Source organism: Dolichospermum sp. UHCC 0260 (assembly GCF_009711985.1).
In the GTDB taxonomy this organism is placed as follows: Bacteria; Cyanobacteriota; Cyanobacteriia; order Cyanobacteriales; family Nostocaceae; genus Dolichospermum; species Dolichospermum lemmermannii.
This window is the reverse complement of sequence record NZ_VIKZ01000002.1, coordinates 106,307-131,868: the sequence shown is the minus strand read 5'-3', so window position 1 is coordinate 131,868 and position 25,562 is coordinate 106,307. Positions and strand designations below refer to the sequence as shown.

26 protein-coding genes are annotated in these 25,562 nt (G+C 39.8%); 18 read left to right on the top strand and 8 right to left on the bottom strand.

Going from position 1 to position 25,562, the window contains the following annotated elements:
* Window positions 1-127 precede the first annotated feature (127 nt).
* The 8 genes from lpxC to FJR08_RS01490 all read left to right on the top strand — a co-directional run bounded on the left by lpxC (window position 128) and on the right by FJR08_RS01490 (window position 7,277).
* Window positions 128-976 carry a UDP-3-O-acyl-N-acetylglucosamine deacetylase gene (gene lpxC / locus FJR08_RS01525; RefSeq protein ID WP_015083389.1) on the top strand — a complete coding sequence of 283 codons (849 nt, stop codon included), beginning with the start codon at window positions 128-130 and terminating at the stop codon, window positions 974-976.
* Window positions 977-1,029: 53 nt separating this feature from the next.
* Window positions 1,030-1,539 (top strand): 3-hydroxyacyl-ACP dehydratase FabZ, encoded by a 510-nt coding sequence (gene fabZ / locus FJR08_RS01520; RefSeq protein ID WP_015083388.1) that lies wholly within the window; start codon window positions 1,030-1,032, stop codon window positions 1,537-1,539.
* A gap of 118 nt (window positions 1,540-1,657) precedes the next feature.
* A complete protein-coding gene (gene lpxA, locus FJR08_RS01515) occupies window positions 1,658-2,473 on the top strand; it encodes an acyl-ACP--UDP-N-acetylglucosamine O-acyltransferase (RefSeq protein WP_168631929.1) in 816 nt (271 codons plus the stop codon).
* Between the two features lie 243 nt (window positions 2,474-2,716).
* Entirely contained in the window at window positions 2,717-3,874 is a 1,158-nt protein-coding gene (gene lpxB / locus FJR08_RS01510; protein WP_168631928.1) for a lipid-A-disaccharide synthase, read from the top strand.
* 12 nt (window positions 3,875-3,886) lie between these two features.
* The gene (locus FJR08_RS01505; RefSeq protein ID WP_168631927.1) at window positions 3,887-5,134 is read left to right on the top strand and encodes a DNA cytosine methyltransferase; all 1,248 of its coding nucleotides are present in this window, start codon (window positions 3,887-3,889) and stop codon (window positions 5,132-5,134) included.
* An 89-nt stretch (window positions 5,135-5,223) separates the two neighbouring features.
* The gene (locus FJR08_RS01500) at window positions 5,224-5,670 is read left to right on the top strand and encodes a deaminase domain-containing protein (protein ID WP_015083383.1); all 447 of its coding nucleotides are present in this window, start codon (window positions 5,224-5,226) and stop codon (window positions 5,668-5,670) included.
* A 2-nt stretch (window positions 5,671-5,672) separates the two neighbouring features.
* Window positions 5,673-6,431 (top strand): hypothetical protein, encoded by a 759-nt coding sequence (locus FJR08_RS01495; RefSeq protein WP_168631926.1) that lies wholly within the window; start codon window positions 5,673-5,675, stop codon window positions 6,429-6,431.
* A 270-nt stretch (window positions 6,432-6,701) separates the two neighbouring features.
* Entirely contained in the window at window positions 6,702-7,277 is a 576-nt protein-coding gene (locus FJR08_RS01490; protein ID WP_168631925.1) for a phycobiliprotein lyase, read from the top strand.
* 85 nt (window positions 7,278-7,362) lie between these two features.
* Here FJR08_RS01490 and FJR08_RS01485 read toward each other — a convergent pair whose 3' ends face one another.
* Window positions 7,363-8,847 (bottom strand): site-2 protease family protein, encoded by a 1,485-nt coding sequence (locus FJR08_RS01485; RefSeq protein WP_168631924.1) that lies wholly within the window; start codon window positions 8,845-8,847, stop codon window positions 7,363-7,365.
* A gap of 164 nt (window positions 8,848-9,011) precedes the next feature.
* On the opposite strand from FJR08_RS01485, the gene FJR08_RS01480 reads away from it, so the two are divergent.
* Complete coding sequence (locus FJR08_RS01480) at window positions 9,012-9,764, top strand: MBL fold metallo-hydrolase (RefSeq protein ID WP_168631923.1); 753 nt, start codon at window positions 9,012-9,014, stop codon at window positions 9,762-9,764.
* 95 nt (window positions 9,765-9,859) lie between these two features.
* Here FJR08_RS01480 and ctpA read toward each other — a convergent pair whose 3' ends face one another.
* Entirely contained in the window at window positions 9,860-11,107 is a 1,248-nt protein-coding gene (gene ctpA / locus FJR08_RS01475) for a carboxyl-terminal processing protease CtpA (protein WP_168631922.1), read from the bottom strand.
* Between the two features lie 393 nt (window positions 11,108-11,500).
* Here ctpA and petB point away from each other — a divergent pair, with 393 nt between their 5' ends.
* The 4 genes from petB (at window position 11,501) to FJR08_RS01455 (ending at window position 14,257) form a co-directional block, all read left to right on the top strand.
* Entirely contained in the window at window positions 11,501-12,148 is a 648-nt protein-coding gene (petB, locus tag FJR08_RS01470) for a cytochrome b6 (RefSeq protein WP_015083377.1), read from the top strand.
* Between the two features lie 182 nt (window positions 12,149-12,330).
* Window positions 12,331-12,813, top strand: coding sequence for a cytochrome b6-f complex subunit IV (gene petD / locus FJR08_RS01465; protein ID WP_015083376.1), 483 nt, complete (start codon window positions 12,331-12,333; stop codon window positions 12,811-12,813).
* 339 nt (window positions 12,814-13,152) lie between these two features.
* On the top strand, window positions 13,153-13,596 hold the full coding sequence (locus tag FJR08_RS01460; RefSeq protein ID WP_015083375.1) for an anti-sigma regulatory factor: 444 nt from the start codon (window positions 13,153-13,155) through the stop codon (window positions 13,594-13,596).
* Window positions 13,597-13,888: 292 nt separating this feature from the next.
* The gene (locus FJR08_RS01455) at window positions 13,889-14,257 is read left to right on the top strand and encodes a hypothetical protein (RefSeq protein ID WP_168631921.1); all 369 of its coding nucleotides are present in this window, start codon (window positions 13,889-13,891) and stop codon (window positions 14,255-14,257) included.
* A gap of 170 nt (window positions 14,258-14,427) precedes the next feature.
* Here FJR08_RS01455 and rimI read toward each other — a convergent pair whose 3' ends face one another.
* On the bottom strand, window positions 14,428-14,922 hold the full coding sequence (gene rimI, locus FJR08_RS01450) for a ribosomal protein S18-alanine N-acetyltransferase (RefSeq protein ID WP_015083373.1): 495 nt from the start codon (window positions 14,920-14,922) through the stop codon (window positions 14,428-14,430).
* A 125-nt stretch (window positions 14,923-15,047) separates the two neighbouring features.
* Here rimI and lysA point away from each other — a divergent pair, with 125 nt between their 5' ends.
* The 3 genes from lysA to FJR08_RS01435 all read left to right on the top strand — a co-directional run bounded on the left by lysA (window position 15,048) and on the right by FJR08_RS01435 (window position 18,663).
* Window positions 15,048-16,460 carry a diaminopimelate decarboxylase gene (gene lysA / locus FJR08_RS01445; protein WP_015083372.1) on the top strand — a complete coding sequence of 471 codons (1,413 nt, stop codon included), beginning with the start codon at window positions 15,048-15,050 and terminating at the stop codon, window positions 16,458-16,460.
* 503 nt (window positions 16,461-16,963) lie between these two features.
* A complete protein-coding gene (cdaA, locus tag FJR08_RS01440) occupies window positions 16,964-17,917 on the top strand; it encodes a diadenylate cyclase CdaA (protein WP_168631920.1) in 954 nt (317 codons plus the stop codon).
* Window positions 17,914-18,663: an isoprenyl transferase gene (locus FJR08_RS01435; protein ID WP_168631919.1), complete on the top strand. Its 750-nt coding sequence runs from the start codon at window positions 17,914-17,916 to the stop codon at window positions 18,661-18,663. Before cdaA ends, FJR08_RS01435 begins: the two co-directional genes overlap by 4 nt.
* Before the next feature lie 62 nt (window positions 18,664-18,725).
* Here the strand turns inward: FJR08_RS01435 and FJR08_RS01430 are convergent, their stop codons facing one another.
* From FJR08_RS01430 to FJR08_RS01415, 4 genes are all read right to left on the bottom strand, one after another.
* Entirely contained in the window at window positions 18,726-18,992 is a 267-nt protein-coding gene (locus tag FJR08_RS01430) for a DUF3143 domain-containing protein (RefSeq protein ID WP_015083369.1), read from the bottom strand.
* Between the two features lie 55 nt (window positions 18,993-19,047).
* Window positions 19,048-19,518 carry a J domain-containing protein gene (locus FJR08_RS01425; RefSeq protein ID WP_168631918.1) on the bottom strand — a complete coding sequence of 157 codons (471 nt, stop codon included), beginning with the start codon at window positions 19,516-19,518 and terminating at the stop codon, window positions 19,048-19,050.
* Window positions 19,519-19,726: 208 nt separating this feature from the next.
* Window positions 19,727-20,593, bottom strand: a complete 867-nt coding sequence (locus tag FJR08_RS01420) for a Uma2 family endonuclease (protein WP_168631917.1) — start codon at window positions 20,591-20,593, stop codon at window positions 19,727-19,729.
* Between the two features lie 131 nt (window positions 20,594-20,724).
* Complete coding sequence (locus FJR08_RS01415; RefSeq protein WP_168631916.1) at window positions 20,725-21,720, bottom strand: DnaJ C-terminal domain-containing protein; 996 nt, start codon at window positions 21,718-21,720, stop codon at window positions 20,725-20,727.
* 10 nt (window positions 21,721-21,730) lie between these two features.
* Here FJR08_RS01415 and FJR08_RS23920 point away from each other — a divergent pair, with 10 nt between their 5' ends.
* Window positions 21,731-21,856, top strand: coding sequence for a hypothetical protein (locus FJR08_RS23920; protein WP_256369703.1), 126 nt, complete (start codon window positions 21,731-21,733; stop codon window positions 21,854-21,856).
* Window positions 21,857-22,181: 325 nt separating this feature from the next.
* Here FJR08_RS23920 and dnaK read toward each other — a convergent pair whose 3' ends face one another.
* Complete coding sequence (dnaK, locus tag FJR08_RS01410; RefSeq protein ID WP_168631915.1) at window positions 22,182-24,242, bottom strand: molecular chaperone DnaK; 2,061 nt, start codon at window positions 24,240-24,242, stop codon at window positions 22,182-22,184.
* Between the two features lie 247 nt (window positions 24,243-24,489).
* On the opposite strand from dnaK, the gene FJR08_RS01405 reads away from it, so the two are divergent.
* The gene (locus tag FJR08_RS01405; protein WP_168631914.1) at window positions 24,490-25,338 is read left to right on the top strand and encodes a M28 family peptidase; all 849 of its coding nucleotides are present in this window, start codon (window positions 24,490-24,492) and stop codon (window positions 25,336-25,338) included.
* Window positions 25,339-25,562 lie beyond the last annotated feature (224 nt).

The following is a 25,562-nucleotide window of genomic DNA, read 5'->3' as shown; positions in this document are numbered from 1 at the left end:
GTGGCTAAGAATTTTACTTCTGACTCCTGAATTCTGACTTCTGTACCTTAATAATATTTAATATTTTTCAGACAAGAATAATCAGAGTTTTGAGCAATACTAACTACAATATTTGGATTATTAGATGATGCAGCAACATACTTTAGCTGGGGAAATTACTCAGACTGGTGTGGGGTTACACAGTGGGGTCAATACTCAAGTACGAATATTACCAGCACCACCAGGAAGTAATCGCTTTTTTGTCCGGGTAGATTTACCGAATTCACCAATTATTCCCGCCCAAGTTGCGGCTGTGAGTCAGACTGTGCTTTCTACTCAATTGGGTAAGGGTCAAGTCTGTGTTCGCACTGTGGAACATTTATTGGCTGCTTTGGCGGCTATGGGGGTGGATAATGCCAGAATTGAAATTGATGGACCGGAAGTACCGCTTTTAGATGGTTCTGCTCAAGTTTGGTGTGAAAGAATTGCTGAAGTTGGTTTATTTGCCCAAATGGTGAGTAATTTACCTGCACCTGTCGTTATTACCGAACCGATTTGGATTTATGAAGGTGATACTTTTGTTTGCGCCCTACCGGCACCAGAAACCAGATTTAGCTATGGGATAGATTTTAATTTGGCGGCAATTGGTAATCAATGGCACAGTTGGTTATTAACGACAAGTTTAGAAAAATCTTCTGCTGACTTTGCTTCAGAAATTGCGCCGGCTCGAACTTTTGGGTTACAGCATCAAATCGAACATCTGCAAAAGTCGGGATTAATTAAAGGTGGTAGTTTGGCTAATGCCCTAGTTTGTGGGTTGGAAGGTTGGCTAAATCCACCATTACGATTTGCAAATGAACCAGTTCGTCATAAAATCTTGGATCTAGTCGGAGATTTAAGTTTACTGGGAATTTTCCCTGTTGCTCATTTTTTGGCTTACAAAGCTAGTCATAATTTACACATTCAACTGGCACGGAAAATTTTAGAACTGATCTAAAATTCCCAAATTTACCCATCTTAGTGTTTAATTATTCAAACAACGTACCACTAATGTCCACTATTACCGAACCTAATTCCCAGGAATTGAATACATCAAGTGAGGATAATGTCAATCCACAGACTATAAAAACTACCTTTAGTATTGAGGAAATTCAGGAACTCTTACCTCATCGCTATCCATTTTTACTGGTAGATCGGATTATTGATTATGTACCTGGTAAAAAAGCCGTGGGTATTAAAAATGTTACCTTTAATGAACCCCAATTTCAAGGGCATTTTCCAGGGCGATCGCTGATGCCAGGTGTGCTAATTATCGAAGCCATGGCACAAGTCGGCGGGATTGTGATGACGCAAATGCCGGAATCAAAAGGAGGACTATTTGTCTTTGCTGGTATTGATAAAGTCCGTTTCCGTCGGCAAATTGTTCCTGGAGATCAACTGGTAATGACGGTGGAACTGTTGTGGGTGAAGCAGCGTCGGTTCGGGAAAATGAAAGGACGGGCGGAAGTTGATGGACAATTAGCCGCTGAAGGAGAACTAATGTTTTCTTTGATTAGTTAAAATTTATTATACCATAACAGGATTTTAGATTTTCGCCCTCACACATAACTGAACTTTGCCCGACACGTTTCTTAATTGAATAAATTAGCAAGTAGCACTTAGTTTTGGAGATTCACCTTTGAAAACACTTATTCATCCAACTGCTGTCATCCATCCTAATGCGGAACTCCACTCAACAGTGCAAGTCGGCGCTTATGCTGTGATCGGCGAGAATGTTAGAGTTGGTGCAGACACTGTAATTGGCGCTCATGTCGTCCTAGAAGGCCTTTGTGAAATTGGTACGGGAAATCAGATTTTTCCCGGTGCAGCTATCGGTATGCAGCCCCAGGATCTCAAATACGTGGGAGAACCGACTTGGGTAAAAATTGGTAACAATAATTCCATCCGTGAATACGTGACGATTAACCGCGCTACTGGCAGGGGTGAAGCGACGATAATCGGTAATGGCAATTTATTAATGGCTTATGTTCATGTAGGTCATAATTGCCTGATTAAAGATTCTGTCATTATTGCTAATTCTGTAGCATTGGCGGGTCATGTACATATTGAATCACGAGCTAGACTGAGCGGTGTTTTAGGTGTGCATCAATTTGTTCACATAGGAACTATGTCTATGGTGGGCGGAATGACACGCATTGATAGGGATGTCCCTCCTTATATGTTGGTGGAAGGAAATCCGGCGAAAGTGCGATCGCTCAATTTGGTAGGATTAAAACGTTCGGAAATGGCTGCTAGTGATTTCCAATTAATTAAAAAAGCTTTCCGTCTTCTCTATCGTTCTGATTTCCTATTTAAAGATGCTTTACAAGAGTTAGAAAATTTAGGAGATTCAGAACAATTAAAACATCTTCGCCGTTTTTTACTACTTTCCCAAATGCCAGGAAGACGCGGTTTAATTCCCGGAAAGGGCAAAAAATCTGTCAGTGATGAATAATGAATAGTCAGTTAGATGTAGGGGCGGGGTTTTCCTGTCCTTAAAGTTTACCAGTTGCTCTGTTTTTGTCGGCAGAATATGGATTTAATGAATATGGATTTAATGAACCACGTTCGCGGAGCGTCCCGAAGGGATAGAAGCGAAGGTAGCGAAGGAAGAAAAGAAGAAGAAGAAAAAATAGGTAATCTTCCACTGGGAAGGGGGTAGGAAAGGGCGTAAAAATCTCAAATCTAAAGTTTTAAAATGCGGATATTTATTAGCACTGGCGAAGTTTCTGGGGATTTACAGGGTTCGCTTTTGATTGCAGCACTGCAACGTCAAGCTGTTGTTACGGGTTTGATATTGGAAATTATCGCTTTGGGTGGGGAGAAAATGGCGGAAGCTGGGGCGAAAATTTTGGGGGATACTAGCGGTATTGGTTCGATGGGTTTAATTGAGTCTTTGCCTTATGTTATCCCTACTTTAAGGGTACAACGCCAAGCGATCGCCTATTTAAAGAAAAATCCCCCTGATTTAGTAGTCCTAATTGACTATATGGGGCCAAATCTGGGAATTGGCACATTCATGAGGGAAAATTTGCCTGATGTGCCTGTGGCTTATTATATCGCTCCTCAAGAGTGGGTATGGTCTATGAGTTTTCAGAATACCAACCGTATTGTTGGTTTTACAGATAAACTATTAGCAATTTTCCCGGAAGAAGCGCGATATTATCGGCAAAATGGGGCAAATGTCTGTTGGGTAGGACATCCTTTAATTGATAGAATGGCAAATGCACCAAATCGAGAAATTGCCAGAGAGAAATTAGGAATTAAACCGGCAGAAATCGCAATTGCCCTGTTACCAGCTTCCCGTCATCAAGAATTAAAATATCTTTTACCAATGATTTTTCAAGCTGCCCAAAATATCCAATCTAAATTACCAAATGTCCATTTTTGGATTCCTCTATCTTTGGAAACATTTAGACAACCAATTACAGCAGCAATTAAAGATTACGGTTTAAAAGCTACACTAGTATCAGATCAACAAAAGGATATTTTTGCTGCGGCTGATTTCGCAATTACTAAATCGGGAACTGTCAATTTAGAACTTGCATTATTAAATGTCCCCCAAGTTGTAGTTTATTGTCTTCATCCCATTACTGCTTGGATTGTACGTCATATTCTTAAAGGTTCAATTCCCTTTGCTTCTCCAGTAAATTTAGTTGTCATGCGGGAAATTGTTCCTGAATTTTTACAGGAACAAGCCACAGCCGATAATATTGTTGAAGCAGCCATGGAATTGTTATTAAATCCTGAAAAAAGACAAAAAACTTTATTAGATTATCAAGAAATGCGCCATTGTTTGGGAGAATTGGGAGTATGCGATCGCACTGCTAAAGAAATATTAGCAATGAAAAAGTAGATAATAGTTAAAATGGCAAAAACCCGACCAATTGCAGTTGACTTATTTGCAGGTGCAGGAGGAATGACATTAGGCTTTGAACAAGCTGGTTTTGATATTCTGGCATCTGTGGAAATAGATCCAATTCATTGTGCAATCCATAAATTTAACTTTCCCTTTTGGACGGTGATCTGTAAAAGTGTAGAAGAGACAACAGGGAAGGAAATTAGGAATATTTCTCAAATTGCTAATCAAGAAATTGATGTGGTTTTTGGTGGTCCACCATGTCAAGGTTTTTCATTAATGGGAAAACGTTCTTTTGATGATCCAAGAAATTCTTTAGTTTTCCATTTCATTCGATTGGTTGTAGAATTACAACCCAAGTTTTTTGTATTAGAAAATGTCAAAGGAATGACAGTAGGAAAACACAAAGAATTTATTGCTGAAATCATTAATCAATTTACTGAAAGTGGTTATCAAGTTAATGCAAATTATCAAGTTTTAAATGCAGCTAATTATGGAGTACCACAAAATCGGGAAAGATTATTTTTACTCGGTTCACGTCAAAATATCGAATTACCGAAATATCCAGAAAAGATGATATTCCCTAATCAAATATCTCCTACAGTTTGGGACGCATTACAAGATTTACCAGTCATAGAAAACTATCCAGAATTATATCAACAAGATTGGATATTAACTGAATTTAGTAACCCTAGTAATTATGCTAAAAAACTGCGTAATCTTGAAATTGCAAAAAATAACTATGCCTATAAACGTCAATATGATCTGACCTTACTAACATCAAGTTTAAGAAGCAAACATTCACCTGAATCTAGGTCAAGATTTGCTTCTACACCTCATGGTAAAATTGAATCAATTAGTCGTTTTCATAAACTTGATCCTGATGGTTTATGTAATACATTAAGAGCCGGAACACCCAGTAATAAAGGTGCATTTACTTCTCCTCGTCCCATCCATCCTTTTATCCCCAGATGTATTACTGTCAGGGAAGCTGCGCGGTTACATTCCTATCCTGATTGGTTTAGATTTCATCCCACAAAATGGCATGGTTTTCGACAAATTGGTAATTCTGTTCCTCCGCTTTTAGCGCAAGCAGTCGCAGAGGAAATTATTAAAGTTTTAGATATAAAATCTTCTCAAGGCCAAGGTGTTAAAGACTTAGGGGATATTAGTTTATTAACATTTGATATGTCAGCAGCCGCAAAATATTTTGGAGTCAATCCTCATGTGATAGAATCGAGGACTAGGAAGAAATGAATATTTAGCATTTAGCTAATACAGCAATTTTATTGTAGCTACATTAATTATTTTATTATTATTATTATTATTATTATTATAAATCCAATATGGAAGAACCAAATTTAATCTCAGATGCAGCTAATATCCGAGAGATATATCTTAGAAGATCATTTCCGAAGGGTAATATTGCTATTATCGAGGTACGATTAGAAGATGGTAAAGCTTTTGGAATGGGTGCAACATCTAGAGCCAACAGTCCAGCACCTCAACCAGAACCTAAGTCAAAGGGAGGACAATTTGAACCTGCTGTAGATTCTCACTCAGAACGTATTATGGATACTGATGCGGAATATAAGGTTTTGTCAGCCATTGCAGAAACTTTAGAATTTATCTACAATAAGGATAATAACCGCGTTAGAGGGCAATTGTATCTTTACACAGAAAGAAAACCTTGTGAAAGTTGTCAAGGTGTTATAAATCAATTTGAGCAAAGATTTCCTGAGATAAAAATAACTATCTCCTGGACATATCCTTATCCTCCGAGTAGCAATTAACTATGACATTCATATCATGTAAACTTGAAAAGTATCCTCTCATTTTATCTGCTAAAATTCCTGATTCTTTACGTTTAGTCATAGAGAGAATTCAGTCATATTCCTATGCAGAATTATATGAAGAGAAAAACATTAAGGGAATAAGTTTAGAAGATTCTTTAATCACTGTATTTGATGCAATAGAAAAAGAAAAAAATAGTTTAGATATAAGTTATTGCTATTTCTTTATGTCTATAGTTATGGGAATCGCTGTACAACCAACGATTAAAAGTTATTTACGTCGTGAGACAATAACTGGTAATATATTTCAGTATCTTTTTCGAGATTGGATATATTCTCAACATAATTATCAGCCAAATTTAAACGTTTCATTTCAGAATTATCAAAATACTTTGGGACAATATCAAGCTCTTGATGAAGCTGTTGATGTTTTTGACAATATACCGCAAGTGCTGGAGTCTGTGAAAAGAGAAGCTATATTAAATATTTTAGATGATTGCTTCCAGGGTTATGCTATTTTTCCAGGTTCGCAAGGTAGACGGGAACTTTTTGATTGGTGGTTATTAGATGTTGTTCCCTCTGTTTTTTGTGGACGTTTACCTAAAAATATTCATACTTTAAAGGGAGTTGGTAAAATGACTCAACATATTACTAAAATACGGAACTATTTTTTTAAAGTAGTCGGGAATAATCAGTCTCAAGGAAATACAAATTTGGAAAAACAAGATTTGTTGTTAAGATTTTTGGCTTCTGATAAATAATATTAATATCTATCCCCAAACAATTTCCATATTTAAAATAAATCTTGGTTAAATATTTTCAACTGATGATTTTTGAGAAAAGCTTATTGCTATGTTTGAACTGACAATATATAAAGGTGAAGTAAGAATCGTGCAGGAGAAACATTACAAGTTTGTTCCAGCCGATCAAATTTCTGAAACCGATTTACAAAATTATAGGAATTATACATAATGAAGAAGTAAATTGGAGTCAAGAGATTGTTAAAATTATGATGCAGAATAACTTTATTTATGAACATTGAAGAATTTTTTGAATTAAGTGCTGGAAAGTGGTTTTCTCATCGCACTAGTCACCATTTAGCTTTTAAGCAGTCAGAAGACGGCAAATCAGACATCGTGATTGAGATGTTAGCCGCTGATCATCCAGAAGTAATTAAACTGTGTGAACAGTATGAAATTGCGGCTCATACAGCTTCCTGTGGGGCGCGAGTTACCTGGAATGGCACAATGGAATGGGACGAAGAAAAACACCAGGGTTCGACCGTTTTAGCCACAGTCCCGAATGTAGATAACCCAGATGAAGGTAAATTACTCCGAGAAATGGGTTATGCCGAAAAAGCTCCCGTTGCTGGTAGCTATAAAATCGGTGATGATGGGGCTTTAACTCTGATTACTGAGTATGAAACCATGTGGTCTGAAGAAAGGCTATGGTTTGCCAGTCCTAACTTGCGGATGCGAGTAAGTGTTTTGAAGCGGTTTGGTGGCTTTAGTATGGCTTCCTTCACTTCTGAAATCCGCATGGGTAGCACGGATGCTTCTAAAAAGGCTACGGAAGCCGCTAATTCAATTAACGCACCCACAAATTAAAACCTTAAACTACAATATTGAGGCTGGTAATTGATAATTGACAACTATTACCTGCCTCTATATCACGTTTATAGTTAAATTTGTCCTAAATCTGCAATAAACGAGCTAAGAATTGGGGTAATGGTAAAATAATCAATAACAATAAAGCCATTGACATTAATCCCATAAAATCCCGTTTATTATCTAATTCTGTGACATCATTTAAAGCAGGTTCATCAATTAAGGGAACGAATAATAAAATAATTGCCCACAATAAAAATTCTTCTCTAATAAACGAAAGCATTAATAATAATAATCTAGCAATTTGACCAATGAAAACAGCAGTCCGTTGTCCAAACATAGCATGAACAATGTGACCACCATCTAGTTGTCCCACGGGCATCAAATTCAATGCAGTGACAATTAATCCTAAGAAACCTGCAACTGCAACTGGATGTAAATCAATGGCAGATTTTGCGGTTAATTCACTTCCCAAGGCTAATTTTGAAAGTAAAGCTAATAAAATCGAATATTGAGGATTAAGTGCATTGGGGTTTAACATTCCGGTTTTTTCCGGTAAAGCTACTATTTCCGAATGAGCTAAACCCCAAATCAATAAAGGTATAGTCATCATAAATCCTGCCAATGGTCCAGCAATACTGACATCAAATAAAGCTTTGCGGTGAGGGACAGGACTCCCCATTTTAATAAAAGCACCAAATGTTCCTAAGAAATAAGGTATAGGAATAAAATAAGGCAATGTGGAGCGAATTTTATAGAATCTTGCTGTTAAGTAATGACCTAGTTCATGAGTTCCTAAAATAGTTATTAACCCTAAAGCATAAGGTACACCGTTAAAAAATAATGTCAAATAAGATTCTAGCGAATTGACTTGAAAACCTGCAATTCTCAATCCGACAAAGGTAGTGCTAAATAAAGTTGCTACTAATAATAGTAATGCTAACCCTGGTCGAGTAATTTTTTCGGAATCGCGGTGGTTATTTTGTCTAACTACTTGAGGATTAGGAACTAAAACAAAGAAGGGTTTACCATTTATTCCTTCTTGAAATATGATGAGAAAGCGATCGCCAAATTGTCCTTCAATATTAGCTTTAATTTGCTCATAAGCCTCACTAGCCATAGTTCGCAACTGTCCCCGACAAATTACGGCTTGGGGACGATACTCAATATTTTGCACATAATATACAGACCAGGGAAAACAATTTCGTAGTTGACTTTCTTCTGCTAAATCAATGGGACGGACTGGTACTGTTTCTTGAGGAGAATTATTACTTGCTTGTCCCTGATTTTCTGGAGATTGATTTTGTGGATCTACGGGTAATTGCCGACCCCTATTAAACAATAGCCAATATAATAATAAACAACCCCCTGATATCCAGAGAATTAATGCTGATGGGGGAGCTTGTTTGATCCCATGTACCAGCGTCCAACCAGTCAATACAAATGCCGGTGTCATTAAAACCAACCACAATAACCATATAGGGGTTCTTGTAGCCCGTGCAACACTGTGCTGCATCATTAAATAAGTCAATGACCCCAAAACGAAAACGAGGAGAAACCAAAATGCCATATTATCTTCACTATATTTGATAGAATGCCTTACCTGTAATTTCTGTTACAGATTTTGATGACAAATAAGACTGCACGCCTTAATTTTTTAATCACAGTTAACAGTCATGGTAAATACACTGTAACCTGATTGTTCACCACTTCCGAATTTGAGTTTTTTCATTTATGTCTTCTTTTCCTCAGCAGTCCAGTCATCAGACTAAACAACCACGCTCTATATCCCTAAAAAGCCCATCAAAGGCGGAAAATCCTTTAGTTTTGACACCCAACAGTATTTTTGCTTTTCCACCTAATCGGGACACTTTAGGAGCAACATCTTACTTCATTATTACAAATGCAGGGAATATTCTCATAGATTGCCCAGCTTTAGAACAGATAAACCAGGATTTTTTGTCCTTGCATGGGGGAGTCAAGTGGTTTTTTATCAGTCATCGTGGTGCTATTGGTAAAGCCGCAGAATATCAGCAAATCTTAAATTGCGAAATTCTCATCCAAGAACAAGAAGCCTATTTATTGCCTGGTTCAACTGTCACCACTTTTACTGATGAGTTCACTCTTAATGCCACAACGCAAATAATTTGGACACCAGGCCATTCTCCAGGCTCTTCTTGTTTATACTATCGTGAATTTGACGGCGTGTTATTTTCTGGTCGGCATTTACTTCCTAACCAGCATGGCGAACCTGTGCCACTACGCACTTCTAAAACTTTTCATTGGCCACGGCAACTTAAAAGCGTTAAATTATTAAGCGATCGCTTTACACCACAAACTTTAACTTATTTATGCCCCGGAGCTAATACAGGTTATCTCAGGGGTAAACCCTGTATAGACCAAGCTTACCAAAAAATCACCAACTTGAATTTAGCAACTTTACGGGAACAGGGAACAGGGAAGGAAATTCTTCCCACTAACAACTGACAACTGTACGGGCGAAGCATTTGGAGAACTATTTTTGGCAATGACCGATAATTTATCTTCCAAATGCTTCGCCCCTACTGACAACTGACAACTAACTAATGACCCATTACCAATTTTTTACTCAAAAGTTCGATAGCCGCTTGATATTGAACATCTGCCTTTGTGCCGATTTGTTCCCGGTTAAGTGATGGTTGGGGAATAATTTGATCTGGCTTAATTCCCAACTTATTAATATCTCGATGGTTAGGAGTTTCATATTTAGCAATTGTCACCGCCAAACCAGAACCGTCCGATAATTCAAACAAAGATTGAATTAAGCCCTTACCAAAAGTCGTTTCCCCGACTAATTGGGCGCGATGATTATCTTGTAAAGCACCTGCGAGGATTTCGCTGGCGCTGGCAGTTCCTTGATTAACGATAATTACTAAAGGATCTGTGGTTAAGGCTGGACCAAAGGCTTCATAAGTTCCCTGAATGCCTTGACGGTTGGCAGTGTAAACGATTGTGCCAGAGTCTAACCATAAACGAGCAATTTCAATTCCCGCTTGTAAGAGTCCACCCGGATTATTTCTTAAATCAAGAATATAGGCAGACGCGCCTTTTTTTTCTAGAATAGAAATAGCGTGTGCCAAGTCAGTAACGGCATTGGCACTAAATTGACTCAGGGACAAATAACCAATCTTGGTTCCTTCCGGGGATAATCGTAAGTCAGAGACAACAGGATTAAGAGCAATGCGATCGCGCACCAAGATAACTTCCCGATCCTTTTCTCCTTCCCTGCCAATTAAAAGCGTAACAACGCTGCCCCTTGAGCCACGCATTCGTGCCGCAGCCTCATCAAGAGTCAAATTCTCTGTAGATAAACCCTCAATCTTCAAAATGCGATCGCGTGGTTTTAAATCCGCTTTGTCGGCTGGAGAATCTTCAATAGGTGTAATTACCTCCAAACCACCACGTGGATTGAGAGTAATTTGTAAACCCACCCCAGTTAATTCTCCAGCAGTGCTAACTTGCAAACTGCGATACTTCTCAGGCTCAAGAAACCGGGTAAAAGGATCATCCAGGCTCTTCAGCATAGACTGAATAGTAGAATAAGCTGCTTCATGGTTGGCAAAGTTGCCTTTTAACGCCTTTTGTCGCACATCAAGCCAGCTTTGATGGTTAAAAGTCCCATCTAAATAAGAGCGATTAACAATTCGCCACACTTCATAAACTAGCTTCTGTTCTGGGGTCAAAGCTGAAGCCGGAGGAACATATCCTGCCAACACCAAACCAAAAAGCAATAGTAGTAAACATCCTAGCCGCCAAAACCGTTTGTGAATGAACCCTAATTTCAGTGCCATCTCAGACTCAAATTCCCTAAAACTTTCTGTAATGATCAGTTGCTGATGAAATCTATCTCTCGACTATGTTACTTTTTTTATAGAAGAAGTGCATTCTTCTCATAAACTTGCTAGTCCAAATTTGTGAGATGTCCATTCTTCCTGATCAACGATAAAATCTTCTTTGGAGTCAACATAGTTAGCGTTGGCTGGCAAAGACGAGAGACAGGGGGATTTCTCAAAAATAGGGTGAGTTACACCCGAATTTACGCTCGTAGACCAATAGAAGCCCATTCTCTTGGATGAAGCGAGAAGCGAACCCTCTAACTGAGGTTAGTTGAATAGTCATGGCTGACTAAGCTTCGCATCACAAAACTTATCAACCGCAATCTATTTTTAGGAACTTAGGATTGTATGGCTAACGTTTATGACTGGTTTGAGGAACGCTTGGATCTCCAAGAAATTGCTGATGATATCACCACCAAATACGTACCTCCCCACGTTAACATCTTCTACTGTTTAGGTGGAATTACCCTAGTATGCTTCCTGATTCAGTTCGCCACTGGATTTGCGATGACATTCTACTACAAACCTACAGTTGCTGAAGCTTTCTCCTCTGTCGAGTACATCATGAATGAAGTCAACTTTGGTTGGTTAATTCGCTCCATTCACCGCTGGTCAGCCAGCATGATGGTATTAATGATGATTCTCCACACCTTCCGTGTTTATCTAACCGGTGGCTTCAAAAAGCCCCGCGAATTAACCTGGATCAGTGGTGTTATCCTCGCAGTTATCACCGTTTCCTTCGGTGTAACAGGCTACTCTCTGCCTTGGGATCAAGTTGGTTACTGGGCTGTAAAAATTGTTAGTGGTGTACCAGAAGCCATTCCCGTAGTCGGCGTTCTCATCTCCGATTTACTCCGTGGTGGTTCTAGTGTTGGTCAAGCTACACTTACCCGCTACTATAGCGCTCACACCTTCGTTCTTCCTTGGTTAATTGCCGTCTTCATGTTGTTCCACTTCTTGATGATTCGCAAACAAGGTATTTCTGGACCTTTGTAATCAAAGTTATTAGCAAATAGGCAAAACTTGTGTTTCCAGATCATCGTAGTTTGTTTTAAACTAAAGAGAAAATAACTTGTAAGTTGTAGACATAAACTACCATCGGAAACTTGAGCTAGTTGTATTGTTGATAGCTTTCACCAATTCTTTAACTTCACTTCAGTCGGAGAGCGAATTTAAAAATGTCAACGCAAAAAAAACCGGATCTGAGCGATCCCAAATTGAGAGCTAAACTTGCCCAAGGCATGGGTCACAATTACTATGGTGAACCTGCTTGGCCCAACGATTTGCTCTATATATTCCCAGTCGTCATTATGGGTTCTTTCGCCTGTATTGTGGCTCTAGCAACTCTAGATCCCGCGATGATCGGTGAACCAGCCAATCCTTTTGCTACTCCTTTGGAAATTTTGCCAGAGTGGTACTTATATCCTGTATTCCAGATTCTCCGCTCATTACCTAGTAAACTATTAGGTGTATTAGCAATGGCTGCTGTCCCCTTGGGGCTAATTCTCGTTCCTTTCTTGGAAAACGTGAATAAGTTTCAAAACCCCTTCCGTCGCCCTGTAGCAACAACAGTATTTCTTTTTGGGACTCTTGTTACCCTGTGGCTAGGTATTGGTGCTGCACTCCCATTAGACAAATCCTTAACTTTAGGATTGTTCTAAGATAGTTCAGTCAAAACTAAATCCAGTAACGTCTGTAATTTTCAAGAGCATATACGGGATAATATCTGACAAACAACTAGTACAATACGGCGTAAGTTAAGCAACCATTAAAAATCCCTGAAAAGCTTATACCATCTGCTTTTTAATTTTTAATTGTTAATTTTTAATTCCGCCCTGCGGTACTAGCCGTAAATCTTTTATGGTCTACTTGTTACTGATATTTCAAAAGAGATATGCTTTTGAAGATCAACAGACGTTAACTAAATTCCTAAATGTGAAATTATCAATCACAAAAAAACGCAAATACTTTTCAATTACTTTCTATTCAATTCACGGTCAATGCTTAGCATAGTGCAGCAAGACCATCAAACGGTAAAGAGCGATCTTAAACTCTTAATCCAAGTACAACAATGGTTTGAAGAATTCTGTGAGCGATATTTACCTAAATATGGCTGGTCAGATACCCAAGTTTATTGTCTTAACCTAGCATTAGCAGAAGGCTTTACCAACGCAGTTCGTCATGCTCATCATGCTTTACCACCGGAAACAACTATAGAAATTCAAGTCAGTTTATGGATTGATAAACTGGAAATAAGAATTTGGGATTATGGAAAACCATTTAATCCTGACGTGATCACCGAGCCAGAACCGGGGACTCTGCAAGTAGGTGGATATGGGTGGTTTTTACTCCGCCGTTTGGCAGATAAAGTAGTCTATGAACGTGATTCGGATACTAGAAATTGCCTGTTAATTGTTAAATATTGTTTAGAAGGACAACATTAAGAATCAGCACCGCCAAGCGGAAGTTAAAAGTCAAAATGATGACAGTTTGGGGTTATTGTCTGATATTTCTGGTGATCAGACGCAACGAAAGCAATTTTCTTCCGCATCAAAAATAATATTTAAAGAAGAATTAATATTTCATGATCGTCTAGCTGATTTTTGCATAATAACCTCGCAAGCAAACTTGAGGATTGTATATTTAGAGGCAATGGCTGATGAAATACCTGTATTACTGGGGGATAACCCAGGACTAAACTCGCTATCCTAGAGTCAATAGCACAAAGAAAGAGACATGACCAAAAACTTGCAATTCAATTTTGAAAAGATCCGCCCTTGGTTGACCCTGTTAGCAATCGCCTGGCTATTAGCATCATTGGGATTAGGCTGGTTAGTTAATTCTTTAGTAATTATTTTGGGGTTATTGTTTTTTTTACCTGTGTTAGCATTCTTGGGGTTTCGTTGGTGGTTAGCAAAAAATCTAGTTACTAACCAGTGTCCCGTATGTGGATATGAATTAACAGGGGTAAATAACAGCCAAGTACAATGTGTTAACTGTGGTGAACAACTATTAGTTAAAAACTTTCAATTCCAACGCTTCACACCAGAAGGAACAATTGATGTGACAGCGGTTGAAGTTCAAGCCCAATCACTGGAAGATTAGCACCGCAAGGCGGAAGTCAAAAGTCAAAAGTCAAAAGTCAAAAGTCAAAAGTAAGATGGAGTAAGATTTTTGGCGATTGGGAATGGTTGTCTCATTTACGCTGCAGTGTATTAGTAAGTTGTCGGTTGTCGGTTGGAATCTATCTAGAAGGGTGAACTCATGAAAGTTGCCTATTTATCTAGATTTTTGAAAAAATGTGGTTGTTGTAGTTCAGAAAGCCAAAGAATCAAGGCATCCTCATTGTTATCTTTGTAATAACCCCGTCGTTTTCCCGCAGTTTTGAAACCAAACTTTTGATACAAAGAAATAGCAACGTAGTTAGAATCGCGGACTTCGAGGGTAGCTCTTTCCAAACCAAGATCAGCCGCAGTTTGCAGAAGGGAATATAATAAGGCTTTTCCTAGCCCTTGACCATGATATTGGGGATGAACTGCCAAAATTGTAATGTGTGCTTCTTCTAGAATTGACCAAAAGCACCCCATTCCCAAGAGTTCAGAATGATTAAAAGGGGAAAATAAACCCAAAAAATGACTATTAGGACTTTCTAACTCCCGCAGGTAGCCTTCCATAGTCCATAAACCATCAAAACAAGCCTTATCTAGTTCTAATAGTTCAGTTAAATTATCTGTGGTTAAAGATTGAATTTTTAAGTCGGATGAAATCACAATTTTTGAGGATTGAGGAAGGTTAATTACCAATTACCAATTATCCATTACCAATGAGAGGTTAAACTGGAAATCAGGACATATACTCATGGCCTGATTTTTCACAAAGACAACTCTTATTAGTTATGGTATCGACTTACCCCGTCGAAGTTCAACTTTCTGGCCGCCAATATTTACAGTCAACAACTGGTGACAGTGCTGATATTTCTCCTAACCAACAACTCTTACCTTTGACAGCGAGAGTTAATGATCATGATCATCTGGAAATCGGTGGGTGTGATGTCACAACCCTAGTTGAACAGTTTGCTTCACCTTTATATATTTTAGATGAGGAAACCCTGCGGACAGCTTGTAGGCAATATCGAGATACCTTTAAGGAATATTACAAGGGAGAATCTCAGGTACTTTATGCTTCTAAGGCATGGAATTGTTTAGCTGTTTGTGCCATTGTTGCCTCAGAAGGGTTAGGAATTGATGTAGTATCCGGTGGCGAACTTTATACTGCGCTGAATGCGGGTATGAGTCCTGATAAGATTTACTTACATGGAAATAACAAATCTCATGATGAGTTAGTTTTAGCGATTCAGTCTGGATGTACTATTGTAGCGGATAACTGGCATGAATTAGATCTGCTGGTGAAGATAGCAGGGGAGAACACAGAAAATTCTGATCTTTCGCCCATTCGGATTATGCTACGCTTAACTCCTGGGATAGAATGCCATACCCACGAATATATTCGTACTGGACACTTAGATAGTAAATTTGGTTTTGATCCCCATGATTTACAAGAAGTATTTGCTTTTGTAAGTAAGCAGCCCAGTTTAAACTGTGTGGGGTTACACGCTCATATTGGTTCACAAATTTTTGAACGTCAACCACATAGAGATTTAGCTGCTGTGATGGTGCAGTGGTTAAGAGATGCGGCTAAACATGGATTAAAGGTGAGAGAATTAAATGTTGGTGGTGGTTTAGGGATTAGATATACAGAATCTGATGATCCACCAAGCATTGTGGAATGGTCTAAGGCAATTTGTGAGGTTGTACAAACTGCTTGTATCTCGGAAAATCTGCCTTTACCAAAATTACTCTGTGAACCAGGGCGATCGCTCATAGCCACATCTTGCGTCACGGCTTATACTGTTGGTGCTACGAAGGTAATTCCCGAAATTCGCACCTACGTAGCGATTGATGGCGGAATGTCCGATAATCCCCGCCCTATCACCTACCAATCAGTTTATCGGGTAGTAGTTGCTAATAAAATATCTACCCCCTGCACTGAAACCGTCACATTAGCTGGTAAACACTGCGAATCAGGGGATATTCTGATTAAAAATGCCCAACTACCAAAAACTGAAGCAAATGATATTCTCGTAGTTATGGGAACTGGTGCGTACAATTACAGTATGGCATCTAATTACAATCGTCTCCCCCGACCGGCAGCAGTTGTGGTGGCAAATGGTGAAGCAAATTTAATTTTGCAGCGCGAAACTTATCAAGATTTGATTCGACAAGATTGCCTACCGGAAAGACTGAAATAGTCCGTAGTCAGTGGTCAGTGGTCAGTGGTTAAAAAATCACAATTGACAACTGACAACTGACTATAAGAATCCAGATGTCTTGACACTCTCATGGCTTCAGCCACTGAGATTCTGCGGACAGAGTAAAACTCTCGCTGCGACCGTCAAACGCCGACTAAACGCTCAAAACAACTACCAACTAAGGTGTTGAAATTGCGCTTACTTTTGTTCAAAATGCTATGGCTAAAGCCACGCTGCGCTATCGGAATCTGTCACTAAGCCTGTGGCACGGTACGCTCAGTCAACCTGCCATTGCTTGCTCTTTCTCGTCATACTGCCGTTAGAAAATCTAACCGTTGTTTCACAGGAGCCGGGATTTCTCCGTACTAGGATGCTTCAATACGTAGACAATAATTCTTACTCGCAATTTAATTTTACCACAAATGTCACGGCGACTTTAATCGCTCGTGTCGCTTCCCTCTCAGGTCTGAAGACTCTGAGTTTCCTGCATACGGCGAGGTTTTATGAGAGATTGGTGGAAGCAATGGCTGATAAACCTGGGAGATTGGTCGCAGTCCTTGCTCCTTGGGACTTTGGATATGATGTTGGTGCTGGCACTGACATACATGATCCTGGTGATTATTAGTGAACGGCGCACTTTATGGATGGTGCGAGGGTTTATAGTCTTAATGCTCTGCTCGGCGCTCAGTGGCAAATTGGGATTACCCCTGCTAAATTTTGTCCTGGAAAAATTGGTGATTGGCTGTGCTGTGGCTATGGCTGTAGCACTGCAATCAGAATTTCGCCGTTTTTTAGAACAATTGGGACGTGGTGAATTTTGGCAGTTATTTCGGAATAACGCTAGAGCAATTCCTAAGTCGGATAGTGTAATTGATGAAATTGTTGATGCAATTAAAGAGTTATCAAAAAATCGGATTGGCGCTTTACTAATTTTAGAAACTACAGGACCCATTGAAGAACAAGATTTCTCCGTTCCAGGAGTGAAGCTAAATGCTGAAGTTTCTAAAGAACTGATCCAAACTATTTTTCAACCGAAAACTTTGTTACATGATGGAGCAACGTTAATTCGTGGTTCGCGCATTGTATCATCTGGTATAATCTTACCACTTTCAGGACGCACAGCGTCGCGGCAGTTGGGAACACGCCATCGGGCGGCAATGGGAATTACTGAAAGGGTCGAAAATTGTATTTGTGTTGTTGTATCAGAAGAAACGGGTTCTATTTCCTTAGCGGAAAAGGGAACTCTATATAGACCACTAACTATTAAAAAGCTCAAAGAGTCTTTAGAGACTCGATTCTCTCCCACTGTAGATCGGGAAGCTCATGCACCTGGTCTTTTAAGTTTAGTTCGTCAACTTGGTGATCAATCACTAAAATTAATGTCCCGGTTACTTGGACTACCTTGTCTTCGACACGCTACCCGTAGGGGTACGACCGCTTCTCAAGATAAAAAATGAAAACACAACAAACTGAATTGCAATATTTACCTCTTGATTTAAAACAAGAATTACTCCCTCAGCACGTCGCGGTAATTATGGATGGTAATGGCCGATGGGCAAAAAGTCGTGGTCTACCCCGGATGATGGGTCATAAAGCCGGTGTAAATGTTCTCAAGGATTTGCTGCACTGTTGCAAAGACTGGGGAATTAAAGCACTAACTGCCTATGCTTTTTCAACGGAGAATTGGCAAAGACCAGAGGAGGAGGTAGAATTTTTGATGAATCTATTTCAGCGCGTTTTACGCCAAGAACTGCGGGAAATGGTGGAGGAAAATGTGCAAATTCAGTTTGTGGGTAATTTATCGGCTTTACCACAGGCTCTTCAGGCTGAGATTTCCCATTCTATGGATCAAACTAAGGATAATCGCAGTATTCGGTTTACAATAGCGACTAATTATGGGGGTAGACAGGAGATTTTACAAGCTTGTCGGGCGATCGCTCAAAAGGTAAAAGCAGGTTTAATCAACCCTGAAGATATATCTGAAGAGGTATTTGAAGCTCATTTATATACGGCTGGAATAGCAGATCCAGATTTATTAATTCGCACCAGTGGAGAAATGCGATTATCGAATTTCTTACTTTGGCAAATGGCTTATAGTGAAATTTATATTTCTGATACTCTCTGGCCGGATTTTAACCGTCATGAATTTCATCGCGCTTTATCTGCTTATCAACAACGAGAACGCCGTTTTGGGAAAGTCTGACAATTTTGGATTTTAGATGCAGTAATCAATCCAAAATCCCAACTTCTGACTCCTGCTATAGATTATGGCCCTGAAAAAACGGCTTCTTCGATATCTTCCCGACTCAGGGAATATTTAAAGGAACGTTGAATATCTTGACGGGTTTCTCCTATTTGAAAATAACGAACTGTAATTTGTTCAGTATCTAACCAAAGTTCGGCTTCCCAACTAGATCGTTGGACACGCCAACAATGTAGTTGGGTATCGTCTTGTTGACAACCTTGGTTTTTTAGCCATTGTTCGATTTGTGGTAAAGAATGACTATACAGTGGTGTATTAGCGGAAAGCATAAGCAATTCAATTCAATTCAAAATTATTGGTGATTTTAGAGGTGAGAAATTGAGTTTAACTGATTGCTTCTCCACGGAGAATGGCGATCGCAATCGCTAATAGCATACAACCAACAATGGTCAACCCCAAAATAAATAATACAAATATTTCTCCAGAAGACAAAGGGCGATCTGTAGCATCGAGATACATTGATTTGGAAAAATCGTAAGGCTTATGTACAGACTGGTTTAAATCGGGTGGTGCTTGAATTACGCCAAAACGGGAATAACCCACTTTCAAATCATAGCTCAATCGTCGTTCTGGGTTACAGAGGGTAGCGTAGGCTGTGTTTATTTGCTGAAATTTAGCAGTAGCAATATTAGCAGGTAATTCTGTCGTATCTGGATGATAGAGTTTGCTCAGTTCTCGATAAGCGCGACGAATATCAATTACTGATGCTCCAGGATAGAGTCCTAGCAGGGAGTAATAGGTAATTTCGCTGCTGTGTGGGACTTCCTCATTTTGGTTTACGGTTTTTTGAGTCACTTTGCTCAAATAAGTTTTTTTCTATTCTAAATCTCTTGGGTAGCTATAGCAGAAATAGCCACAAAACATCAGCAATTCTCATTTTGGAAATTTTGTGCGACCTATTAAAAATATTTCTCAATAACTTTCTCTAAAAAGCCTATTCTCTTGTTTAAGTTTTTCCAACTGAGATGGGTTTCAGTTCAAAATGAGAATTGCTGTCCTAATTTCATAAAATGTCGGGGTCAATATTCAATTCTCTGAGTTTGGCAGCTAAACGTTCTGCACGTTGGGTTGCTTCCTCTGCGATTTGGGTTTGTTGTTCTGCACGTTGAGCCTGTTGTTCTGCGAGTTGGGCTTTTTGTTCTGCGAGTTGGGCTTTTTGTTCTGCGAGTTGGGTTTGTTGTTCTGCACGCTGGGTTTGTTGTTCTGCGAGTTTGGTTGCTTCTTCTGTGAGTTGGGCTTGTTGTTCTGCACGTTGGGTTGCTTGTACTCCATATTCTTCTGGTGTTAGCATTAACTGTCCTTCTGGCAGAAAATAACGCAATTTACCGTCATGGACACCCAAATATAAATTTAGCTGCTGACTCCATAATAAACCTTGAGGATTAGGTTCTATGGGTTGATATGTTCCACCAAACAAGATAAAACCAGCAAATTCTAAATTTTGCGGATTAAACCAGAAATATTCAGGTGTGCGGAAAATATCTTGATAAATTTGTTTTTTTAACCCTTTATCAGTGGAAGCAGTGGAGGGAGAAAGCAATTCTATAATTAAGTTAGGATATTTACCACCTTCCTCCCAGACTACCCAACTATTTCGCTCGCGGTTTTCTGTATCCAGCACTAGGAAAAAATCTGGACCACGAAAATCTTTAGTTTTAATTTGCCGAGGACTGTAATAAATAGTCATGTTCCCAGCAACAAAATAATTATTAATTTTATTTATATCTCGCCACCACCAATTGAGACATTGGATTAGTAGTAGCATTTGTTGTAGATGTAAAGATGATTCCAAAGGGGGTTCGTCACTTTCTAGATTACTTGGTGGAAATATTACATCTAAACCGGGTTCAATATTTTGGGTGACGGTCATAGCTGCAAGTTAATGGAGGATCTATTTTCATGGTAACAGATCCAGGAATCTAAAATTCTCTACCCACTCTGCATCTGAGCCATCTGTGGAGAAATTAATTTCTCTTGTTGCTTCTGTAGTTTGTTTTATTGTTAAATTAAATCAGCGCGAGGTTTAAAGGTTTCTATTTCTCGTAATTTTTCATAAAGTTCTCGTTCTTGGGCTGTAATATTTTTGGGAGTTACTATCTGAATTTCCACTAATTGATCACCACGTTGACCAGTTTCGCCAGGGTAGCCTTTATTACCAAGACGGAATCTTTGCCCAGACCGAACACCAGCAGGAATGGTCATTTTTACTGGACCATCAAGGGTAGGTGCTTCGACTTGTCCGCCTAAAGTTGCTTCACTGGGAGTTACAGGAACTTGACAGAAGATATTAATGCCTTCTAACTTAAACAAAGGATGGGGATCAACGGTAATTTTCAAGTATAAATCACCACCACTAATCCCTTGATTTCGCAAGCGAATTGTTTGCCCTGTTACCATAGCTGGGGGCATAGTCACTTCGAGAGAACGTCCATCTTCTAAACGTATTCTTTCGTTACCACCTTGATAAGCTTTTTCTAAAGGTAAGGTTAATCTAGCTTCGATATCCCGACGGGTGGCACGGGGTGGCGGGGTATTAACTGTATATGCAACTTTGGTTCTGGGACTGCGAAAGGGGTCGCTAGTGCTGGTACTTCCCGCACTACTTTTGGGATCTTTGCGATTGCTGACACCAATTACTTGATTAACAAAACTTTCAAAATCGTTAAATTGGCTGGGGTCTACTTCTTGACTAGAACGAGCGTTAGCGCGGTTATCCCAACCTTTTGGCTTGGGAGTTTGTTTATTGCCAGCAAAGCCGTTTTGTTGCCAATAGCGGCTAAATTGGTCATATTGCGATCGCCTGCTAGAATCAGAAAGGATTTCATAAGCCTCACCAATGGTTTTAAATTTCTCCTCAGCTTCCTTATTCCCAGGATTAAGGTCAGGGTGATATTGTCTAGCTAAACGCCGATAAACCTTCTTGATTTCTTCACTGGTGGCATCTTTAGAAACCCCTAAAATTTCGTAATAATCCCGAAAGTTCTGCAAATTTTGCATAATCTGTTAAATGTTAGTTGTCAGTTGTCAGTTGAAGCATTTGGAAGATAAATTATCGGTCATTGCCAAAAATAGTTCTCCAAATGCTTCGCCCGTACAGTGGTCAGTTGTCAGTTGCGCTTCTACTTATGACTGACCCTGCAAATCAAATATTGGGAAAGATTTTTGAATGTAGATCAAATATAGTTAATCTAAAATCTAAAATCGAATTACGAACGAACTGAAAAAAACCGTAGACGCGGAGCGGCTTCTCGAAGAGTAATACAGCAGATTTCGCTCTCATGAGGTACAAACTTGAATTATGAAACTCTTGTAGTGCGGGCATCTTGCCCGCTGGATATGTACCTTATAACACCGAAAAGTGCTGTATGTAACGAAAAGTAAAATCGCCCAAACCCTCTTCACTCTTGCCTCTTGCCTCTTGCCTAGTGCCATAACGACGATTTTCAATGCTAACCTACTTATAACCAATCATCGTCATCATCCCAGTTATCCTGATAGCTAGGGCGTTTGCTGCGAGTGGGACGAGTTTCATAATTGGCAGAACGATTTTGATTTTCCCTGCCATAGTCCCTGTTAACACCTCGGTTAGATGAATCTCGTTGGCGATAGTTATCTCTGTAAACATCCCTTGCCGGTTCTTTTTCTTTTTCACCCACAAAGATTTCCCGGATAGCACCAAATAAATCTTCATCTTCATCCTCAGCATAATACTGACGGACTTCTCTATTCAGTTCATACAGAGCATCTTGTAAATCAGCATAAGCCTGATCAATACCGCGATCTTCGTCAGCTTGTAAACTTTCTCGTAAATTCCGGCAAATATTATCAATGCGTTGACGACGGTTGCGGGCAAATTGCATTCCCATTTCCAAAGCTACTTCTCGCAGTTGTCGTTCTGCTTGTAATATTAACGCTTCGGCACGGGTACGTTTTTCAACTCGTTCTTTCCGTTCTCTATCAACACTGGCATATTTTTGAGCATCCTCAATCATGCGGTTAACTTCTGACTCACTTAAAGTAGAAGCGCCTTGAATAGTAATGCTTTGTTCCCTGCCAGTAGTACGATCTAGGGCTGTTACCTGTAAAATCCCATTAGCATCAATATCAAAAGATACTTGCACCTGGGGAATACCCCTGGGTGCGGGAGGAATGCCATAGAGTTTAAACCGTCCTAATGATTTGTTATCTGTGGCCATGTCCCTTTCACCCTGAACCACGTTGATTTCTACGCTATTTTGGTTATTTTCAGAAGTAGAAAAGATGTCAGAACGACGGACTGGGATAGTTGTATTGCGGGGGATGAGTTTTTTCATCACACCACCGATGGTTTCTAAGCCCATAGATAGAGGTGTGACATCTAAGAGGAGAACATCTTTAAGTTCCCCAGCCAGAATACTGCCCTGAATGGCTGCACCCACAGCGACGACTTCATCAGGATTGACGTTTTCGTTGGGTTCAATGCCAATTAAGTCTTGAACTAGCTGTTTCACCATGGGCATTCTCGTAGAACCACCAACTAATACGACTTCTTCAATATCTACAGGAGAAACTCCGGCATCTTTTAACGCCCGCTTAACTGGTGTTCTGATTCTACTCAATAAGTCTACACATAAACCTTCAAATTGCGATCGCGTCAGCCGAGTTTCTAGGTGTTTTGGACCATCCTCTGTGGCGGTGATGAAGGGTAAATTAATATCGGTGACACTAACCGCCGAAAGTTCAATTTTCGCCTTTTCTGCGGCTTCCATTAACCGTTGCAAAGCTTGGCGATCGCGTCTTAAATCTACACCTTCTGCTTCTAAAAACTGTTCCGCTAACCAATCAACTACTTTTCGATCAAAATCATTACCACCGAGTTGAGTATCTCCACTGGTAGCTTTTACCTCAAATACGCCATCACCCACATCTAGTAGAGACACATCAAAAGTTCCCCCACCTAAATCAAACACAAGAATAGTTTCTGTATAACCTCGATCTAATCCGTAAGCTAAAGATGCGGCTGTGGGTTCGTTGAGAATCCGTAAAACATCTAAACCAGCAATTCTACCCGCGTCACGGGTAGCTTGACGTTGGGAATCATTAAAATAAGCAGGAACAGTAATTACAGCCCCGGTAACAGGTTCACCCAAGTAACGACTAGCATCATCAGCTAATTTTTTCAGCACCATTGCGGAAATTTCTTCTGGGGAAAATTCCTTATTTAGCCGGGGACAAGCAACTTTAATATTGCCAATTTCATCTTTACGGATAGTGTAAGGAACACGCTTTGAATCCGGGTTTAATTCCCCATACTTGCGCCCAATGAAGCGTTTTACCGCAAAAAAGGTATTTTGAGGATTAAGGACGGTTTGCCGTCTGGCCATTTGCCCCACAACCCTTTCCCCTTCTTTACTAAAGCCAACTACGGAGGGGGTTGTTCGCATTCCTTCTGCATTGGCAATCACCACCGGCTTGCCACCCTCCATGACGGCGACTACTGAGTTGGTTGTACCCAAGTCGATGCCAACTACCTTGCCCATGCGTTACTCGTCTCCTGTTGCGTGTTTTGTAAATTTATTATGATATAATAATACTGCTTTCAGCTTGGTGCTAAATCAGGTCAACAATCCAATAATATAATAGTCATCATTAAGCGGTATTTTAGCAACAGCGGTGCTACTTGCTAAACTAGGATAGCATTTTAGGTCAGTTGTCAGTGGTCAGTTGAAAAGGTGAATATTCATTTTTACTCTTACTCTTGTCCATTACATATTATTTTTATCCACTTTGAATTTAAAACAGCGGTTAGAAACCCATCTTCAGGAAGTAGCCAGAGAACGCAATCCCTATATGGACAGTGCGGCGCATTTCTTTGTTCAAGAATACATTCGCCAGCAATTGGGACAATGGGGAAGTGTGGAAATCCACACCTTTGAAGTCGGAGGTAAACGCTGTAAAAACCTAATTTTAAATTTACCCGCTGCTGTCAAAAACCAAAAGGCAGATTTACCACCAATTTTAATTGGCGCTCACTATGATGGTGTGTTGGGAACTGTTGGGGCTGATGATAATGCAACGGGTGTGGCGGTTTTATTAGAATTTGCCAGAAGTTTCGCCGAAAAACCCGCTAGATATCCTTTGCGGTTGGTGGCTTTTGATATGGAAGAATATGGGTTGTTGGGTAGTGCTGATTATGCAGCTTTGTTGCGCGAACAAAAGCAACCTCTTCGCTTGATGATATCTTTGGAAATGTTGGGATATCGAGATTCTACTCCTGGTTCTCAAAAATACCCTTTTCCTGTGGGATTATTTTACCCAAATCGCGGTGATTTTATTGCTTTAATTGGCAACTTGCGGACTTTGGGTGATTTAATTAGTTTAAGTGGTAGTATGAAACAATCCAGTGTAAATAGTCAATGGCTACCAGCACCAAATCGCGGTTTATTAGTTCCCCAAACTCGCTTAAGTGATCATTCACCTTTTTGGGATGAAGGTTATCCCGCAATCATGGTGACGGATACGGCATTTATGCGAAATCCCCATTATCACAAACCTAGTGATACTATTGCCACTTTGGATTTAGATTTTCTTACAGGTGTATGTGAGGGTTTGGAACAGGGTATTAGGGGGTTTTAAATTAATATTATTGTCTGAATCAGGATGTCCAGGATTTAAGGATTAACAGGATTAAAACTTCTTTTGTTCGTCAATTCGGACGTTTCTGCTGTAAATAAGCGATTCCTACGGAGTGCTTCGCGATCGCATGATTCCTCTCTCTTCTAAAGTTTAATGTAGGCGATCGCTAAAGGTCGTTGCAATGACAATCCCACAAGGGACGGTTGAGATAGGGGATTAGCAAG